The sequence below is a fragment of the Actinobacillus pleuropneumoniae genome, from assembly GCF_003290385.1.
In the GTDB taxonomy this organism is placed as follows: Bacteria; Pseudomonadota; Gammaproteobacteria; order Enterobacterales; family Pasteurellaceae; genus Actinobacillus; species Actinobacillus lignieresii.
The window spans coordinates 426529-445864 of record NZ_CP030753.1 but is presented as its reverse complement, the minus strand read 5'-3'; the positions used below and the strand labels follow the sequence as shown (position 1 = coordinate 445864).

Here is a 19336-nt window from a genome sequence, read left to right as displayed (position 1 = left end):
ATAACATCACAAATTCTTTCGATTTACGAAATTGTTTGTGGCATAGATCACAAATTTACATAAATCATCTTTTATATTTGTACTTTTCGGATAACCTTGAGCCGGCTTTTTAAGCAATCATCATGAGGAGAAATCTATGAAAACAATCAAAGCATTAGCTGTCAGCCTTATTACTACGGCGGTATTAGCCGGTTGTTCTAATACGCAACCTGTTGAGCCGGTTAAATCCGACAAGTTGATTATCGCTCACCGTGGTGCCAGCGGCTACCTACCGGAGCATACGCTTGAATCCAAAGCGCTTGCTTTCGCTCAACAAGCGGATTATTTAGAGCAAGATCTTGCGATGACAAAGGACAACCGTTTAATTGTTATTCACGACCATTTCTTAGACGGCTTAACCGATGTGGCGAAAAAATTCCCGAAACGTGCGCGTAAGGACGGACGTTTCTATGTGGCGGATTTCACCTTAAAAGAAATCCAAACGCTTGAAATGACGGAAAATTTCAAAACCGAAAACGGCCAACAAGTACAGGTTTATCCGAATCGTTTCCCGATGTGGAAATCACATTTCAGAATTCACACTTTCGAAGATGAAATCGAATTTATTCAAGGCTTAGAAAAATCAACCGGTAAACAAATCGGCATCTATCCGGAAATCAAAGCACCTTGGCTACATCACCAAGAAGGTAAAGATATTGCATTAGAAACCTTAAAAGTACTGAAAAAATACGGCTATGACCAAAAATCGGACAAAGTTTATTTACAAACTTTCGATTTTAACGAGTTAAAACGTATTAAAACCGAATTATTGCCGAAACTCGGTATGGACGTAAAACTCGTTCAATTAGTCGCTTATACCGATTGGCATGAAACCGAAGAAAAAGATGCTTCGGGTAAATGGGTAAACTATAACTACGATTGGATGTTTAAAGACGGTGCAATGGCTGAAGTGGCTAAATATGCCGACGGTGTAGGCCCAGGTTGGTATATGTTGGTTGATGACAAAAATTCAAAATTAGGTGATATCAAATATACGCCGATGGTGAAAGATATTGCGAAAACGAAAATGGAATTACATCCTTATACAGTACGTAAAGATGCGCTTCCGGAATTTTTTAGCGATGTAAATCAAATGTACGATGCGTTATTAAATAAAGCGGGAGCAACCGGCGTGTTTACCGACTTCCCGGATACCGGCGTACAATTTATTAAAGGAACAAAATAATCTCAATTTTGAGCGAAAATGAAGAATAAATTTGTGAATCGACCATGTTTTGATTGAATATGTTGAAATACCCTCATAAAAATGTGAGTAGATTCACAAATTTGAATAATTTTTATGGAGTATTACTCTTTTTTATATAGAATATACTCGATTGTTCGTAATCGAACTTTTTATCAATAAATATAAAATTTGGAGTGTTTCTATGTTTGGTCCATTCAAACCGGCTCCGCATATTGCGGAATTACCGGCAGATAAAATAGATGCCAGATACAAATTCTTACGTTGGCAAGTTTTTGCAGGTATCTTTTTCGGCTATGCCGCCTATTACTTTGTGCGTGCGAACTTCGACCTTGCGCAAAAAGGTTTAATCGAAGCGGGTTTATATAATAAAGCGGAACTCGGTATTATCGGTACCGGTGCGGGTTTGGCTTACGGTTTATCTAAATTCGTAATGGCGGGTATGTCAGACCGCTCGAATCCGAAAGTATTTTTACCGTTCGGTTTATTACTTTCCGGTCTTTGTATGACGATGATGGGCTTAATGCCGTGGGCGACTTCAGGTATTGCAGTGATGTTCATCATGATTTTCTTAAACGGTTGGTTCCAAGGTATGGGTTGGCCACCGTGCGGTCGTACCATGGTTCACTGGTGGTCTAAATCCGAACGCGGTACTATCGTTTCTATTTGGAACTGTGCGCATAACGTGGGCGGTATGGTACCGGGTGCGATGGTATTATTAGCCAGTGCGATTTACTTCAGCAACACCGGCGAACACGCTACAGCGAAAGACGTATGGCAACAAGCCCTTTACTATCCGGGTATTGCCGCAATGATCGCTGCGATTCCGGTTTATTTCGTGATGAAAGATACACCGCAATCTTGCGGTTTACCGCCGGTAGAAAAATGGCGTAACGACTATCCGGATGATTATAATGAAGAAACGGCGGAAAAAGACTTAAGTACCAAAGAAATCTTTGTGACTTACGTACTTAAAAACAAATTATTATGGTACATCGCAATCGCTAACGTATTCGTGTATTTAATCCGTTACGGCGTATTAAAATGGTCTCCGGTTTATCTTGGTGAAGTAAAACACTTTAACATTAAAGGAACTGCATGGGCTTATACCATTTATGAATTAGCTGCGATTCCGGGTACATTATTATGCGGTTGGGTATCGGATAAATTATTCAAAGGTAAACGCGGTTTAACCGGCTTTATCTTCATGATCTTAACGACTATCGCCGTGTTCGCATTATGGAAAAACCCGGCAACGCCTGAAGCGGAATTAGCGCAATATGCAGGTAAAGCGTGGTATGAAAACCCATATCAATTAATGGACTTCATCTTAATGACAACTATCGGTTTCTTAATCTATGGTCCGGTAATGTTAATCGGTTTACACGCACTTGAACTTGCACCGAAAAAAGCGGCGGGTACTTCAGCGGGCTTTACCGGTTTATTCGGTTACTTAGGCGGTACTGTTTCGGCATCGGCCGTTGTAGGTTGGGCGGCTGAATATTACGGCTGGGACGGCGGTTTCTACGTAATGATTGCCGGCGGCGTATTAGCCGTACTCTTAATGTTTATCGTGATGATTGAAGAAGGTAAACATAAAGCGAAATTAGGTGATCACTACGGTAAATAATCCTACCGTACATCGTTAAAACTTAAGAGAGGAAATACTATCCGGTATTTCCTCTCTTTTTAATTTTAATCAAATTTTCGCTTGTTTTTCCAAAAATCAGCCCCATAATGGGCTAATCATTGATAGAAAAATAAGAGAGATATATATGGCACCAAGAAAAAAGAAAGCAATTGAATTGCCACTTCTTCCATTACGTGATGTAGTGGTCTTTCCTTATATGGTTATGCCGTTATTCGTAGGTCGTGAAAAATCCATTCAGGCTTTACGTGCGGCGATGGATTCAAATAAACAATTATTTCTTGTTACACAACAAGATCCTAATAAAGAAGAACCGACAACAGAAGATGTGTATTCAGTTGGCGTGATCGCTAATATTATTCAAATGTTGAATCTACCGGACGGTACGGTCAAAGTACTGGTTGAAGGTCAGCAACGCGCTAAAATCGAGCATATCCATGATGATGAAAACGGCTTCTGGGCGGGCGTACAACCTTTAATTTCTGAATACGAAGATGAAAACGACGAATTAAAAACAATTGCAAGAGCTGCATTAAATGAATTTGAAGGTTATGTAAAAAATAACAAGAAAATTCCGGCGGAAATTCTACCTAAGTTACAAAAAATTTCATTGGAAGACCGCCTTGCAGACACAATGGCTTCAAACTTAATTGCATCCGTACAGAAAAAACAAGCATTATTAGAAGAAACTAACTTAATTGCTCGTTTTGAAGCATTATTAGTTGCGATGGCAACCGAGTTGGATTCGCTAGAAACCGAAACGCGTATTCGTAATCGTGTGAAACAGCAAATGGAAAAAAACCAACGCGATTATTATTTAAACGAGCAAATTAAAGCGATTCAAAAAGAGCTTGGTAACGGTGAAGATGCCGAACAAACCGAACTGGATAAATTAAAAGAACAGATCGAAGAAGCGAAGCTACCGCTCGAAGTAAAAGAAAAACTAGATAGCGAGTTTAAAAAGTTAAAAGCGATGCCGCAAAGTTCTTCCGAAGCGACCGTCGTACGCGGCTATATCGATTGGGTCTTAAAAATGCCGTGGAACAAAAAATCAACTGTGAAAAAAGACTTGGCGAAAGCGCAAGAAATTTTAGACAAAGATCACTATGGTTTGGAGCGTGTTAAAGAGCGCATTGTCGAATACCTTGCGGTACAAAGCCGTTTAAACAAACTTAAAGGCCCGATTCTTTGCTTAGTCGGTCCTCCGGGTGTGGGTAAAACCTCTCTTGGGCAATCTATCGCTAATGCAACCGGTCGTAAATATGTTCGTATGGCGTTAGGCGGTGTGCGTGACGAAGCGGAAATCCGCGGTCATCGCCGTACTTATATCGGTTCTATGCCGGGTTCATTAATGATGAAAATGGCAAAAGTCGGCGTGAAAAATCCGTTGTTCTTGCTCGATGAAATCGACAAAATGGCGCAAGATATGCGCGGTGACCCGGCTTCGGCATTACTTGAAGTATTAGATCCGGAGCAAAACAAAGCGTTTAACGACCATTATTTAGAAGTCGATTACGATCTTTCCGACGTAATGTTCGTAGCAACGTCAAACTCAATGAATATTCCGCCGGCATTACTCGACCGTATGGAAGTGATTCGTCTTTCCGGTTATACCGAAGATGAGAAAATGCACATTGCCCGTGACCACTTAATTGCCAAACAGCAAGAAAATAACGGCTTAAAAGCGGGTGAATTAACTATCGAAGATAGTGCTATTTTAAGCATTATTCGTTACTACACTCGTGAAGCTGGTGTGCGTAGTCTTGAACGTGAAATTGCTAAGATCTGTCGTAAAGCGGTGAAAACTCTGGTGTTGGACAAAAAAGTCAAATCAATTACAGTAACCGAAGACAATATCGCCGATTACTTGGGTGTAAAACGTTTTGATTACGGTAAAATGGACAGCCAAAACCGTGTCGGTGAAGTAACCGGCTTAGCTTGGACGGAAGTCGGCGGCGATTTACTCACCATCGAAACCACTTCGGTCGGCGGTAAAGGTAAATTCTCATTTACCGGTTCATTAGGCGATGTGATGAAAGAATCGATTCAAGCGGCAATGATGGTGGTACGTGCAAGATCCGCACAATTAGGCATTGCGGATGACTTCTATGAAAAACGTGATATTCACGTACACGTGCCGGACGGCGCAACGCCGAAAGACGGCCCGAGTGCAGGTATTGCAATGTGTACCGCATTAATTTCAAGTTTAACCGGCAATCCTGTTCGCAAAGAAGTGGCGATGACCGGTGAAATTAGCTTACGTGGTAAAGTATTACCGATCGGCGGCTTAAAAGAGAAATTATTGGCGGCACACCGTGGCGGCATTACTACTGTGATTATTCCGAAAGACAACGAAAAAGATCTGGAAGAGATTCCTGAAAATGCCAAAGCGGCATTGGCTATTCATTCGGTGGAAACGATTGACGAAGTGTTAGCGATTGCACTAGAAAATCCGCCGATGGGGATTGAGGTGATCTCTCCTAAATCACAAACGATTAAAGTGAAAAAAACTCGCTCAAAAGCGGCAATTCAATAATCGTAATAATATAACGTAAAAAGGGCTTCAAATTATTTGAAGCCCTTTGTTTTTCTATAATAAGCGGTCGTATTTTCTGCAAAATTTACCAGAAATCAGACCGCTTACAGAATAATTAAATTATTCCTCTGCGTCTTCTTTTGCCCATTCTAACGCACGTTTAACCGCTTTTTTCCAACCTTTATAACGTCTGGTACGTTTTGCTTCGTCGCCATCCGGAACAAAGGTACGCTCAATCGACGCTTTACCGCGTAATTCTTGCAAATCTTTCCAGAATCCTACAGCAAGACCGGCAAGATATGCCGCACCTAAAGCGGTAACTTCACGCACGACCGGACGTTCTACGTTAGCATTGAGAATATCCGCTTGAAATTGCATTAAGAAGTTATTGGCAACCGCACCGCCGTCCACACGTAAAGTCGCAAGATGTTTACCGCTATCCGATTGCATCGCATCCAATACGTCACGGGTTTGATATGCGATAGACTCTAATGTCGCACGTACGATATGGTTACGGTTTGCACCGCGAGAAAGTCCTAAAATCGCACCTCGAGCATACGGATCCCAATACGGCGCGCCTAAGCCGGTAAACGCCGGTACGACATACACACCGTTTGTGCTGTCTTCTTTTGTTGCAAAATATTCGGAGTCTTTACTGTCATGTACGATTTTAAGTTCGTCACGTAACCACTGAATCGAAGCACCGCCCATAAAAATCGAACCTTCCAACGCATAGCACGGTTCGCCTTTTGCGTTACATGCGATGGTAGTCAGCAAACCGTTTTTCGATTCGACCGCTTCATTACCGGTATTCATCAACATAAAGCAACCGGTACCGTAAGTATTTTTCGCCTGACCGGCTTCTACGCATAAATGACCGTAAAGCGCCGCTTGTTGGTCGCCCGCCATACCGGCTACCGGAATACGTACGCCGCCTTTACCGCCGATATTGGTTTCGCCGTAAACTTCCGATGAATTTCTTACTTCCGGTAACATAGAACGCGGAATATTTAATAATTCCAACATTTTATCGTCCCATTGTTTGGTATGAATATTGAACATCATAGTACGGGAAGCGTTTGTGTAATCGGTAACGTGCACGCGACCTTGGGTTAATTTCCAAACCAACCAAGTATCTACCGTACCGAATAACAGCTCGCCGCGCTCGGCTTTTTCTCTTGCGCCTTCAACATTATCTAAAATCCATTTTACTTTCGTACCGGAGAAATACGGGTCCACCACTAAACCGGTCGTTTTACGAATATAAGCTTCATGCCCGTCTTCTTTTAGTTTCGCACAAATATCCGCCGTACGACGGCATTGCCATACAATCGCATTGTAAACCGGTTTACCGGTTTCTTTTTCCCAAACAATCGTGGTTTCACGTTGGTTGGTAATACCGATTGCCGCAATTTTATCGGAAGTAATGCCCGCTTTTGCCACCACTTCATTTAATGTCGAACTTTGCGTCGCCCAAATTTCCATCGGGTTATGTTCCACCCAACCGACTTGCGGATAAATTTGGGTAAATTCACGTTGAGAAACCTCTACGATATTGGCGTTTTTGTCGAGTAACACCGCACGAGAGCTTGTCGTACCTTGGTCTAACGCAATAATGTATTCTTTAGTCATAGTAATCACCTTCTCTATTAAATGAATGACGCAATTATTTACAATTACATGGTAAGTTTTTACCGATAAAACGACGATAGCCCCAAGCACCGACAAGTCCGCCGACAATCGGCGCAATCAAAGGAACGAGGAAATACGGAATATCGCGCGCACCGGTAAAGGCAACTTCACCCCAACCGGCTAAGAATGCAAAGGCTTTCGGACCGAAGTCACGCGCCGGATTCATTGCAAAGCCGGTTAAAGGACCGAAAGCACCGCCGATCGCAGCGATCAATAAACCGATTAATAACGGAGCCATCGGACCTCTCGGTACGCCGTTACCGTCATCGGTTAAAGCTAAAATTAATGCGACTAACGCCATGGTAATGACCGCTTCGACACAAAAGGCTTGTAATACGCTGATATGTTGATGAGGATAGGTAGAGAAAACACCGGCAAGTCCGACGCCTTCGCCGCGTACAATATTTTTAGCGGCTTCGGTTGCGGCAAAGAGATCTTTATAAAGGAAATAAACTAACGCCGCTGCGGCAAAAGCACCTAAAAATTGGGAAATGATATAAGGCAGTACTTTTTTTCCGTCAAAACACGCAAACTTCCAAAGTGCGACGGTTACCGCCGGATTTAAATGCGCACCGGATACGCCTGCGGTGGTATATACCGCCAAAGCAACCCCCACGCCCCACATAATGGAGATTTCCCATAAACCGAATGTCGCACCGGCTAATTGTGCGGCGGCAACACAGCCTACCCCAAAGAAAATAATTAAACCCGTACCGATAAATTCTGCGATACAAGCACCTTTTAACGATCTTTCCATATAGTCCTCCTACGGATAACGAAAAGTAAATTACGCTATTGAATGTTGAAAAACGCAAACGTTTTCGATGCGAACTATATAAAAACGAACATTTTTCGCAAACGGAAAAATGCAAATTTGTGATATTACGCACATTTCTTCGGTTAAAAATGTGACGCATTTCAAATTTTACGGACGAAAACAGACAAAAAAACCTCAACCGAAGTTGAGGTTTAATCCGTAAAAAGGGGAAACGTTACTGTTGTTTTTTAGCCCATTCCAAGAAACGTTTTTGCGTTTCTTTATCCGCCTTTTTAAATAAAACTTGCAACTGCTCTTCTTTAACATTATTGGTTTCAATCACCATTTGTCCTTTAGCTTCCAACGCCGCATTTGCAAAAGCCGGAACGGAAGCGACCGCTTTACTTGCGTTATATTTGGAGAGATTATCTTCAACTCGAGAATTCGGTGCGAAACCTTCTCCTTTTAAGAAATCGCGCTTATATGCGATTTCTTTGCCCGATGCGGTTTCGATTTTAAAGTTTAATTCTTTCTTAAACTTATCTACCGTAAAATTAGACGTAAATTTCGGAGTCACAATTTTGGCGTCTTCATCGGTACCGTTAAAAGTAAGAATAATCGGATCAATGGAGAAATAGCTTCCGTCCACAATATCGCTTACACTGACTACGACTTGGTGCACGTTGCCGTCAATCGATAATCCCGCCGTACCTCTCGCCACTTTCTGTCCGTCAAAAGCCAATAATTCTACGCTATCCGATGCGGTTAAAGTGCCTGCAACCGAAAACGCACTGACCGCTAATGTTGCAACCGTAACCGCCATTTTGGTTAATTTCATAAAGAAGCTCCTTAACTTAAATCAATATGAATATCTATAGCTTATGCTATGCTAATTTCTCAAAAATAGAAATAAATTTATTATCAAAGCGATGAATTTGTGATAATTTTCTCTTATATCCAATCAACAGATAAAAATCGGGTAAATATTATTTTTAAGAGTAGATACAATGAGTGATGAACAACAGAGCGTCAATACGCAACAGGATAAAAAATCGTTTTTACAATCGATTTTCAGCGGCTTATTTCAATCCGAACCGAAAAATAGAGAAGACTTGGTTGAAGTAATTCGAGATTCTCTGGATAACGAACTGATCGATAGTGATACCAAAGATATGATCGAAGGCGTAATGGAGATTTCCGAACTGCGTGTGCGGGATATTATGATACCTCGTCCGCAAATCGTTTATATTGACGCCAATCTTGATCTTACCGCTTGTGTTGATTTAATCATTGAATCCGCTCACTCTCGCTTTCCGGTCATTTTAGACGACGGCAAAGATACCGTATTAGGTATTTTACATGCCAAAGATCTCTTAAAATTCCTCAGAACCGATTCCGAAGAGTTTGAAATGCCAACCATTCTACGCCCTGCAGTGATTGTGCCGGAAAGTAAACGGGTCGATAGAATGTTGAAAGAATTCCGCTCCGAACGCTTTCATATGGCGCTGGTAGTGGACGAATTCGGTGCGGTATCCGGCTTAGTCACGATTGAAGATATTCTCGAGCAAATCGTCGGCGATATTGAAGACGAATTCGACGAAGAAGAAATCGAGCCGATTCGCCAGCTTTCTCGCCATACTTATGCGGTATCGGCACTGACGGATATTGAGAAATTTAACGAAACTTTTGCCACCGATTTTACCGATGAAGAAGTGGATACGGTCGGTGGTTTAGTGATGCAAGCGTTCGGACATTTACCGAAACGAGGCGAACAAATTCAATTGGAAGGTATCGATTTTAAAGTAACTTCCGCCGACAGTCGCCGTCTAATTCAATTACGTGTCACCGTATCGGACGAGCAGCTGGAAAAAATGGAACAGCTGGTCAGCAACGAAGAATAATGAATAATATATAGGTGAGGTTTTATCCTCACCTTTTGTTTGTGTTATTTCGCTTAATATTAGTTAATCTATCTCTTTAAAATGAACTTTGTAAAAAATCCGTCAATTTTAACCGCTTGTTTACTTGCCTTTGCCCTCGGAGGTTTCGGTACGCTTGCTTATTCCCCTTTTGATCTTTGGGGAATCGTCTATCTTTCCGCCGCCGGTTTAATTTGGGCGGCAACGCTTCCGCAGCGGAAAACCGCACTCTGGGCAACTTTTGCTTGGTCGCTCGGCTGTTTTTGTATCGGGGTAAATTGGGTACACGTCAGTATGACTCAATTCGGCGGTGTTCCGCTGGTAGTGAGCTATATTGCAGTATTTTTATTGGCTTGCTATCTCGCGCTTTATAATTTGCTGTTCAGCTATATTGCACATAAGTTCCGAATCCAAAATCCCTTTGCACTTGCGGCGATTTTTACCTTTACCGAATATCTGCGGGGAGTAGTATTTACCGGTTTTCCTTGGCTGCAATTCGGTTATACGCAAATTGACAGTCCGTTTGCCGGCATTGCCCCGCTGTTAGGTGTTGAGGGCTTAACATTCTTTGTGATGACGGTGAGCGGTTATCTGGCGTTATTGATAAAAAAATCCGCAAAAACGACCGCTTCGCTTGCCACATTAGCGGTACTGTGCGGATTAGCATTTGCCGCCAAGTTCATTCCGTTTGTGCAAATTGACGAGCAAAAACAACCGCTTACCGTAAGCCTTGTACAAGGCAATATTGAGCAAAAAATGAAATGGGATCCGGCGCATTTCGATTATACGCTGCAAACTTATCAACGTTTAATTAGCCCGCTATTAGGTAAAAGTGATGTAATTGTATTGCCCGAATCCGCTGTTCCGGCGTTAGAAACGCAAATTTATCCGCTACTTAGCCAACTTCAACAAGTTGCTGCGGACAAAGGCAGTGAGGTAATTATCGGTACGCTTTACCAAAACGAAAGCGAGCAATTATTTAATAGTGCGGTAGTGTTGGGAAATCCATTACAACCCTATGACTTACACAATACCGAGCGTTATAACAAACACCATTTAGTGCCGTTCGGCGAATATGTGCCTTTCGGCTCGGTATTGGATTGGATGCGTGATGTATTTATTCTACCGATTAACTTATCGCAAGGCGAATTCGTGCAACCGGCACTTTTTGCCAAAAATCGTAAGTTTAATATGGCGATTTGCTATGAAGTGATTTTCGGCAATCAAATGCAACAAAACCAACAGGCACAACAATCGGATTATTTATTAACTATTACCAATGATGCGTGGTTCGGCGCCTCTATCGGCCCTTGGCAACATTTCCAAATGGCGAGAATGCGTGCGCTTGAATTAGGCAAGCCGCTACTGCGTGCGGCAAATACGGGAATCACGGCAATTATCGGCGCCAAAGGCGAAGTCATTGAGCAGATTCCGCAATTTGAAGCGAACGTATTGACCGCTCAAATTCAACCGACTAAGGGAGAAACCTTATTTACCAAAACAGGTAACCGGCTGATTTATGCGCTAAGTCTGTTTTGCTTTATTTTTGCCTTTGTAAGAAATCGGAAAAAATAGGCCGCTTGTTTAAAAAATAAAGCACTAAAACTTATTATTTTAGTGCTTTATTTTTCAGCTTAATGTAGTGAAGGTTATTAACCGAACAGTTCATCCATACCTTCGATTAACTGTTTGCAAGGTTTTTCAAAAAATACACCGCTATTTTGTGTGCCGTTCATTCCTCGTAAGAATAAATATGCCACGCCGCCAAAATCACGTTCATACTCATACTGCTCGCCCAAACGTACTCGTAAATATCGATGTAACGCTAATGTATAAAGCAGATATTGCAAATCATAACGATATTGCCCGATCGTTTTTTCCAGATTTTGTCGGCTATAGTCTTGTGCTAAATAGCCTAAGAAATTGGACTTATAATCAATCAGATAAAATTTCTCGTTTACTTGCACGATACAATCGACAAAACCGCGTAAATAGCCTTCCAACTGCGGTAAATTCAAATCCGGTAATTTTGCCGAAACCGCACTGTATTGCTTTAACAACTGGTTTAACTTACGTAATCCGTCCGAATTTTTTAAGCGTAAATAAAACTGCCATTCGTTCAAACGTTTTGTTATCGGAACATCTTTTAGCGCAAATTCCGTCTCACTAAACGGCGTTGCAAGCACCTTTTCAAACCATTTTTGCAATGGTTCGTGCCAATTTTCATCTAAACCTAGCTGTTCGCAAATGGTAAGAATTTGCTCAAAATCGACCGCTTGTTGGAAGTCACTGTGTTCAAAAAAACTATGTAAAATATTACCAACCTTGGTGCTATGAGGAAATTGATAAGACGAATAGGCATTTGTTTCTTCATTATCCAAAGCAAAAAGATTATCCGTTTCGGGTGTAAGCACTTGTTGCTGGTCATAATCTTGTCCGGCATTCTCAAATACTTTCGGCATACTATATCCCGTATGATGTTGCATCGCCCACTCGTGTTGTTGATGCAATGCACTGAAACTGGTTACTAGCCCCGTCTGCTGAATCTGTCCGGAAAAATGATAAGCTGATAAAGTCTCTGATACAAACGGAGCCGGTCGCCATTTATCATTTGCAATTTTTTCGTCTAATTCGACCGCTTGGCAATCAATCCCTTTTTGTTGCAAATATTCCGAGGTACTTATTTCCGCTTTATAGCTTTTATCTAAACCGATTTCTCCATTGCTCAGTAAATAATGCACCGCATTCCAACCGTCTTCAAATCGTTGCGGCAAAATCAAGTTAAGCTGTGATTCCGCTCGCGTAACCGCTACATAAAGCAAACGCAGATCTTCAGCCAATTCTTCCCGATCCATCAGTGCTTGTACTTGCTCTGACGGTTTCCCGAAATACCAATGCGCTTGCCCCTGCTCATCACGGTAGATAGCCAAATTGCTTGCTTTAGCACCCTGATTTTTTTTACCGATAAACGGCAACCAAACGATCGGATATTGCAAACCTTTTGCACCGTGAATGGTCACGATTTTAATCAATTCTTCTTCACTTTCTAAGCGTAAAATATGCTCTTCCGTGCTATCTATTTTTGCCAATTGACGTTCATACCAACGCACTAACGCCGATTCGTTTTCTAAGCTCGGCATGGCATTTTGTAGTAATTCCGTTAAATGCAATAAATCCGTTAAGCGGCGATCGCTATCGCGCGGGTTGGCTCGTAAGCGCTCAATAATTCCCTCTTGCATAAATAACTTATGCAACATCGGTAAAATACCTTGTTGTTGCCAAATTTGCTGATATGTAATAAAGCGCCCTACCTGTTCATCCCACTGCAATTCGCTATTTTTCAGTTGATGAATCTCCGTCGCCGACAGCCCCCAGAGGGTTGTGCCTAACGCACTGAGTAAATGGCGTTGATGATACGGATTTAAACAGGCATACAACACCCACAATAATTCTTTAGCGGTTTCCGATTGATAGACGCTTTCTTTTTCCGACAAAAATACCGAACGAATGCCCAGTTCAGCTAATGCACTTTTTATCAATGTAGCTTGCGAGTGGCTACGCACCAAAATTGCAATATCTTTTGCCTGAAACGCATTAATCTCTTCCGTAGTATTGGTAAATTTTAAGCCAAATTCACCCGCTTCCATTTGCTTAAGCTGCTGCTGAATTTGGTAAGCACACTGCTTTGCCGCTAATTTTTCATCAAATTTTGCTTGTAGATAACAATTTACATAGTCGGCGCCGATTAATTCAGCTTCGCTCGCTTTCGCTTCCACCGAGTGAAACTGAATACCTTGATACAAGAAAGGACTGTTTTCAGCAGCTTCCGGAAATTCAAATAAGCGATTAGTTGCACTCACAATTGGTGGCAACGAGCGCCAGTTTTTGGCTAACGTGCGTTTTTGTTGCGCCTGTTGAGAAGCGGTCAAATAAGTGAAAATATCCGCACCTCGGAATTTATAGATCGATTGTTTCGGGTCACCAATCATAATAAATCCGTGATTCATATGCGTTTCCTGCATAAAAATCTTATGGAAGATTTCATATTGCTCTTTATCGGTATCTTGGAACTCGTCAATCATTGCGAACGGGAATTGCGCACGAATTTGTGCGGCTAACTCTGCCCCCCTTTCAGCGTTTAAAGCTTGATTGAGTAAAGTGAGCATATCGTTAAAACTTTTCTCACTATGCGTCGCTTTATAATCTGCGAGCTTTGTTCTCACTGCGAGTAAGAATTGATAGAGCAATAACGGCTTCTGTTTATTCGCAAACTGCTGTTGATAAGCGGTCAAAATTTGCTGATTTTTTGCAAAATGCGGATGAACCAACGGTTCTGCGCCCTCTTCCGCTTTTTCGTTTAGAAATTCCTGACAGAAACGTTCAAACTGTTCTTCCGGCAAATAGGAAAGCGAACTTGCTGCCCATTCGTCCACGGAAGCACGCCATTTTTCTAAGTAACGAGTTTGGTAAGAACGGCGATTAAGTGCTTTTTTCTCACCGGTTTTATATTTTTTCGCTAATTCGCTTTCAATTAAGCGACTGATTTCTTCTCCGTGTGCCGACCAATGCCGTTTAGCATCCGCTAAAAAATGCTGTAAGGCAGCCAAATGAACAGCAAGCTCGCCGTTCAACCAATGTTGTTCATCTGACAATGGCGGCAATTCGGCAGGCACAAAGGCACGAATTGCCTCAAAAGCATTGTACGGCGTACCAAGATATTCCGCCACCGCCGCCGTTTCGGTCAGTCCCATCGGATAGAACATTTCACGCCAAACTTCTTCACTTAAACGGCGTAACAAATCACTTTCATCCGGCTGCAAGTCGTTATCAAAACGCATCCCCGAATCAAACGCAAATTGAAATAGCATCTTTTGACAAAAACTGTGAATGGTAAAAATACTGGCTAAATCGATCTCTCGTTCGGCAATGCGTAAGCGTAAAATCGCCTCTTCCACACTTTCAATCTGCTGGTGTAATTGGAAGAAGAAATCATTGGCATCATAGGATTTTTCCGCATCATACTCTTGCAAAAAGCGGCGGCAGGCTTTGATGTTTCTACGAATACGATCACGTAATTCTTCGGTTGCCGCTTTGGTAAAGGTTACCACCAAAATCTGCTCAACGGTTAAAGACGCACAACCGACACCCAGCAACAAACGCAAATATAAGTTTGCCATGGTAAAGGTTTTACCGGTACCGGCGGACGCTTCAATTAATGCGGTACAATTTAACGGCAATTCAATCGGAGAAAGGGTTTTCATGACTCTCAATACTTCTTACTTAATTCGTTCTAATTTTGCCAGCAGCTGTTCTGCAGGAATCTGTTGAATTTTGTGCATTTGGTAAATTAGCAAACCGGCAGCGATACTTAAACTGACGCAGAAAATAAACCAAAAGCCTGATGCCGCCATCGGTTCAACAATCCAATCCGTTCTCGCTAAAATATAGCCGAACGGCATACCAATCACCCAGTAACAGAACATCGTGACATATAAAATCGGTTTGGTATGTTTATAGCCACGCAGAATACCGTTTGCCACCGCTTGTAACGAATCCGGAATTTGATACACCGCCGCAAACAACAATAAATGCGCCGCAATTGCAATCGACACCGGATCGCTGGTAAACGCCAGCGGAATAATTTCATCTAAAATAACAATCACGACCGCTGCCGCTAACGCAAATAGCGCTCCGGTAATCAGCGCGTGATAGCTAATAATTTTTGCCTGTTCAACTTGTTTCTGCCCCAAGGTTTTTCCTACCACAATCGTGGTCGCAATACTGAAAGACATCGGGATCATAAATAATAACGAACTGGTTTGCAGTGCCGCCTGATGACTTGCCACCACTTGCGAGCCGAGCGGTGAAAGCAGTAAAGCAGATGTGGAGAACAACATCACTTCGGTAAACGTTGCAAAGCCGATCGGTAAACCCAATTTGCAAATTTTCAACAAAGTTTGACCGCTTGGCATTTCAAACCAACGGTTAAATAAGCCGATATCTTTTTGGGATTTGTTTGTATAACTGTAATGAAATAGTAATAAGAACATTATCCAGTTCACTATCGCAGTCGCCATACCGCAACCGACCGCCCCCATTTCCGGTAAACCGAATTTACCGAAAATAAAAATATAATTAAGCGGAATATTCAGCAATAACCCGAAGAACATAATACGCATTGCCGGCTTCGGATTGGATAAGCCGTCATTCATACAACGTAAATTAATGCCTAATAATGCCGGCACTACCCCAATCGCCATAATCGCCAAATATTGCTGCGATTTAGTCGAAAAGGCTTGCGGCGTATTCATATAGTCTAAAATCCAATGGCTATTTAGAAATACGATAATCAACGGAACGGAACATACTAAAACCAACCAAAAGCCTTGGCGAATTTGATGGGCAATTAAATGACGTTGATTTGAGCCGTTTAAGTAAGAAACGGTCGGGGTAATCACATTAAGCAAACCTAATACAAATAAAAAGAGAGGGAAATAAATGGAATTACTCACCGCAATCGCAGACACATCATCGTCACTCACCAGCCCCGCCATCACAATATCGGCAAGCCCCATCCCCGCTACCGAGAGCTGAGAAATAAAAATCGGCAGCGTGAGTTTAAATAGTTTACGTGTGTTTTCCGGATATCTTTGCCATTGCAGATTCATAATTACCTCTTTCAAAATACGGAGGTTATTATACGGCAACAAGCGGCTGTTTTTCGCAAAAATTTTGCAAAATTAGACCGCTTGTAAAAACGAAAAGCCCTCGAAAATCGCTTCTCGAGGGCTTTATCCGTTAGGCTAACGAATTATTTCGCCGCTTTTAACTCTTGGTAATATTTTTCGTAAAGTTCGATTGCATTACCTACATCGTCTTGCCATTGTGCCGCTTTTAACACATCAGCTGTCGGATAGATTGCCGGATCTTCGGTAATCTCTTTTGGTAATGTTTTTAACGCTTCTACGTTTGAAGTCGGATAACCGATTTCTAACGTTAATTTTTCCGCAACCGGTGCGCTTAATAAGTAGTTGATTAACTTATGCGCATTTTCTTTGTTTTTCGCATTCGCCGGAATGGCTAACGTATCAACCCAAAGTACAGGACCTTCTTTTGGGAACACCATGTTTACCGGCGCTTGTTCTTTTTTCGCAATACGTACAGAACCGTTCCATAATTGACCTACAGATACTTCACCTGCGATAAATGAGTTCGCTGGGTTGTCTGAAGTGAAAGAAAGTACGTTTGGACGTAATTTTCTTAACTCTTCGTAAGCCGCTTTAATCTCTTCCGGATTGGTTGTATTAGGGTTTTTACCTAATTTTAATAACGCAATGTTAAATACTTCACGTGCGTCATCTAATAATTGTACTTTATTCGCAAACTCAGGTTTCCATAAATCACCCCAAGAAGTGAACGCATCGCCCTTATAGTCATTTGAGTTAAATGCGATACCCGGTGCACCTAATAATTGCGGTAAAGAGTATTTGTTACCTTGGTCATAAGGTTTGTTTAACCAATCTTGGTTTAACTCTTTGATTACAGGAAGTTTTGCGTGATCTAATTCCGCTAACATACCTTCTTTCGCCATTTTTGAAACGAAGTAGTTAGAAGGTGCGATAACATCGTAACCGCCGTCTTTACCTTGTAATTTTAATTTCGCATACATGGTTTCGTTAGATTCAAGGCTTGAAACCTCTACTTTGATACCGGTTTGCTTTGTAAATTCATCTAACAAGCCTTCAGGCACATATTCAGTCCAAGTATAAAGGTGAACTGTTCCCGCTGCTGCCGGTTGAGCCGCTGCTTCAGCCGCTTTTGGCTTTTCTTCATTACACGCTGTTAATGCAACTGTCGCTAAACCTGCTGCAAATAAACCCGCTAATTTTTTCATTTAAGTTTTCTCCGTTAAAGAAAAGATGAGTAAAAAATATAGCCTTGCCTAAGGGCTTAAAAGACGAGGGCGATTTTAAGCCACCCCCTAGATTTTGCAAGGATTTTCTAATCAAAACGGCAATTTTTTGCAAATTATTTTTAATAATTTATTCACATTACCGCTTTTACCTTGAAATCAGCAAATTTAACGCTATATTAGTAATGATTTTTCATTTATATATTTGAAACGAAGAGGATTTAAAATGACAGCTCAAAACGAAAATGCACAAGCTCAAGCCGAACAAGTTGAAGTTGCAAACGAAGCGCAATTAGAACAAACAGCCGAAGTACAACAAGAACAACCTGTCGAAGCTGAATTAGCAGCGGCTTATGCACGTATTAATGAGTTAGAAACTTATATTGCGGAAGCGGACAACCGTGAAAAAGATATTCAATTACGTGCGCAAGCGGAAATCCAAAATATCCGCCGCCGTGCCGAACAAGATGTTGAAAAAGCGCATAAATTCGCACTCGAAAAATTCTCCAAAGAATTACTAACCGTGGTGGATAATCTTGAACGCGGCTTAAATGCGCTTGATACGGCAGTCACCGATGAAAAAACACAAGCGTTGGTGGACGGAGTGGAAATGACCCATAAAGAATTTATCTCGACTCTGGCTAAATTCGGTGTGGAAGCGGTCGGTGTCGTCGGCGAAGCGTTCAATCCGGAAGTACATGAAGCGATTTCAATGCAGCCGGCGGAAGGTATCGAAGCAAATCATATCAGCGTGGTTTTACAAAAAGGTTACACCCTACAAGGTCGCGTACTTCGCCCGGCAATGGTCATGGTTGCCGGTTAAATTTTACTCTCGCCCGCTTGCGGGAGAGAGACCGCCGGTGAAGCGTTCAGCGAACCGGCAGAGAGAGGGATAGCGGTCTAAATTCGATAAAATCAGCAAATCCCTCTCTATCTGAAAATCACTGATTTTCGGCTCCCTCATTTACTCACTTTTGCGAGAAACGAGGATAATATTTTAATCTCATTCATATCAAGCTATGTCCCTACAATTCAACCCCATTTCACTATTCCTTGTCGTACTGATTTTTCTCGGTGTGGTCGGAAACAACAATTCCATTACTATTGCTGCGACGGTACTGTTACTGGTACAACAAACTTTTCTCAACAAATATCTGCCCTTTTTAGATAAGCACGGTTTAAGCATCGGGATTATCATTTTAACTATCGGCGTATTAAGCCCGATTGTTTCCGGCAAAATTTCCCTCCCCTCCTTCTCTGAATTTTTAAATTGGAAAATGTTGCTTGCCGTGGTTGCAGGAATTGCGGTGGCTTGGTTAGGTGGCAGAGGGGTAAGTTTAATGGGTGGTCAGCCGTTGCTCGTCACCGGATTACTGGTCGGCACTATTATCGGCGTGGCATTACTTGGCGGCGTACCGGTCGGTCCGTTAATCGCCGCAGGTATCCTTTCGTTGCTAATCGGCAAAGGCTAACTGGTAAAATTGATTCAAAATTAGACCGCTTGTTCCCCTCTCTTATTAAGTGAGCACTGCAAGCGGTTTCTTCTACCTACTGTTTCCCCTCAATTTAGGCTATAATTTTCCTCAAAATATCTCGCATAATGCCGAATATCGTTAAGGCAATACATAG

General features: G+C 42.0%; 13 protein-coding genes. 7 read left to right on the top strand and 6 right to left on the bottom strand.

Features of this window, described 5'->3' with window-relative positions; translation table 11 throughout:
• The first annotated feature begins 136 nt into the window (after window positions 1-136).
• The 3 genes from glpQ (at window position 137) to lon (ending at window position 5427) form a co-directional block, all read left to right on the top strand.
• On the top strand, window positions 137-1225 hold the full coding sequence (gene glpQ / locus DRF63_RS02025; RefSeq protein ID WP_005596381.1) for a glycerophosphodiester phosphodiesterase: 1089 nt from the start codon (window positions 137-139) through the stop codon (window positions 1223-1225).
• Window positions 1226-1427: 202 nt separating this feature from the next.
• The gene (gene glpT / locus DRF63_RS02020) at window positions 1428-2873 is read left to right on the top strand and encodes a glycerol-3-phosphate transporter (protein ID WP_005596379.1); all 1446 of its coding nucleotides are present in this window, start codon (window positions 1428-1430) and stop codon (window positions 2871-2873) included.
• A gap of 145 nt (window positions 2874-3018) precedes the next feature.
• Entirely contained in the window at window positions 3019-5427 is a 2409-nt protein-coding gene (gene lon / locus DRF63_RS02015; protein WP_005596377.1) for an endopeptidase La, read from the top strand.
• A 120-nt stretch (window positions 5428-5547) separates the two neighbouring features.
• Here lon and glpK read toward each other — a convergent pair whose 3' ends face one another.
• From glpK to DRF63_RS02000, 3 genes are all read right to left on the bottom strand, one after another.
• Complete coding sequence (gene glpK, locus DRF63_RS02010; protein WP_005596375.1) at window positions 5548-7059, bottom strand: glycerol kinase GlpK; 1512 nt, start codon at window positions 7057-7059, stop codon at window positions 5548-5550.
• A gap of 34 nt (window positions 7060-7093) precedes the next feature.
• Window positions 7094-7876: an MIP/aquaporin family protein gene (locus DRF63_RS02005; protein ID WP_005596374.1), complete on the bottom strand. Its 783-nt coding sequence runs from the start codon at window positions 7874-7876 to the stop codon at window positions 7094-7096.
• Between the two features lie 235 nt (window positions 7877-8111).
• Entirely contained in the window at window positions 8112-8714 is a 603-nt protein-coding gene (locus DRF63_RS02000; RefSeq protein WP_005596372.1) for a curli polymerization inhibitor CsgI-related protein, read from the bottom strand.
• Between the two features lie 169 nt (window positions 8715-8883).
• Between DRF63_RS02000 and corC the strand changes: the two genes are divergently transcribed.
• Together corC and lnt are read left to right on the top strand one after the other, a co-directional pair.
• A complete protein-coding gene (gene corC, locus DRF63_RS01995) occupies window positions 8884-9777 on the top strand; it encodes a CNNM family magnesium/cobalt transport protein CorC (protein ID WP_005596371.1) in 894 nt (297 codons plus the stop codon).
• 81 nt (window positions 9778-9858) lie between these two features.
• Complete coding sequence (gene lnt / locus DRF63_RS01990; protein WP_005596370.1) at window positions 9859-11370, top strand: apolipoprotein N-acyltransferase; 1512 nt, start codon at window positions 9859-9861, stop codon at window positions 11368-11370.
• Between the two features lie 77 nt (window positions 11371-11447).
• Here the strand turns inward: lnt and recB are convergent, their stop codons facing one another.
• From recB to DRF63_RS01975, 3 genes are all read right to left on the bottom strand, one after another.
• The gene (gene recB, locus DRF63_RS01985; protein WP_005596368.1) at window positions 11448-15056 is read right to left on the bottom strand and encodes an exodeoxyribonuclease V subunit beta; all 3609 of its coding nucleotides are present in this window, start codon (window positions 15054-15056) and stop codon (window positions 11448-11450) included.
• Between the two features lie 15 nt (window positions 15057-15071).
• Window positions 15072-16463 (bottom strand): MATE family efflux transporter, encoded by a 1392-nt coding sequence (locus DRF63_RS01980; RefSeq protein WP_005596366.1) that lies wholly within the window; start codon window positions 16461-16463, stop codon window positions 15072-15074.
• Window positions 16464-16606: 143 nt separating this feature from the next.
• On the bottom strand, window positions 16607-17689 hold the full coding sequence (locus DRF63_RS01975; RefSeq protein ID WP_005596365.1) for an extracellular solute-binding protein: 1083 nt from the start codon (window positions 17687-17689) through the stop codon (window positions 16607-16609).
• Between the two features lie 244 nt (window positions 17690-17933).
• Here DRF63_RS01975 and grpE point away from each other — a divergent pair, with 244 nt between their 5' ends.
• Together grpE and DRF63_RS01965 are read left to right on the top strand one after the other, a co-directional pair.
• Entirely contained in the window at window positions 17934-18530 is a 597-nt protein-coding gene (gene grpE / locus DRF63_RS01970; protein WP_005596364.1) for a nucleotide exchange factor GrpE, read from the top strand.
• A 196-nt stretch (window positions 18531-18726) separates the two neighbouring features.
• Window positions 18727-19179, top strand: coding sequence for a DUF441 domain-containing protein (locus DRF63_RS01965; protein WP_005596363.1), 453 nt, complete (start codon window positions 18727-18729; stop codon window positions 19177-19179).
• Window positions 19180-19336 lie beyond the last annotated feature (157 nt).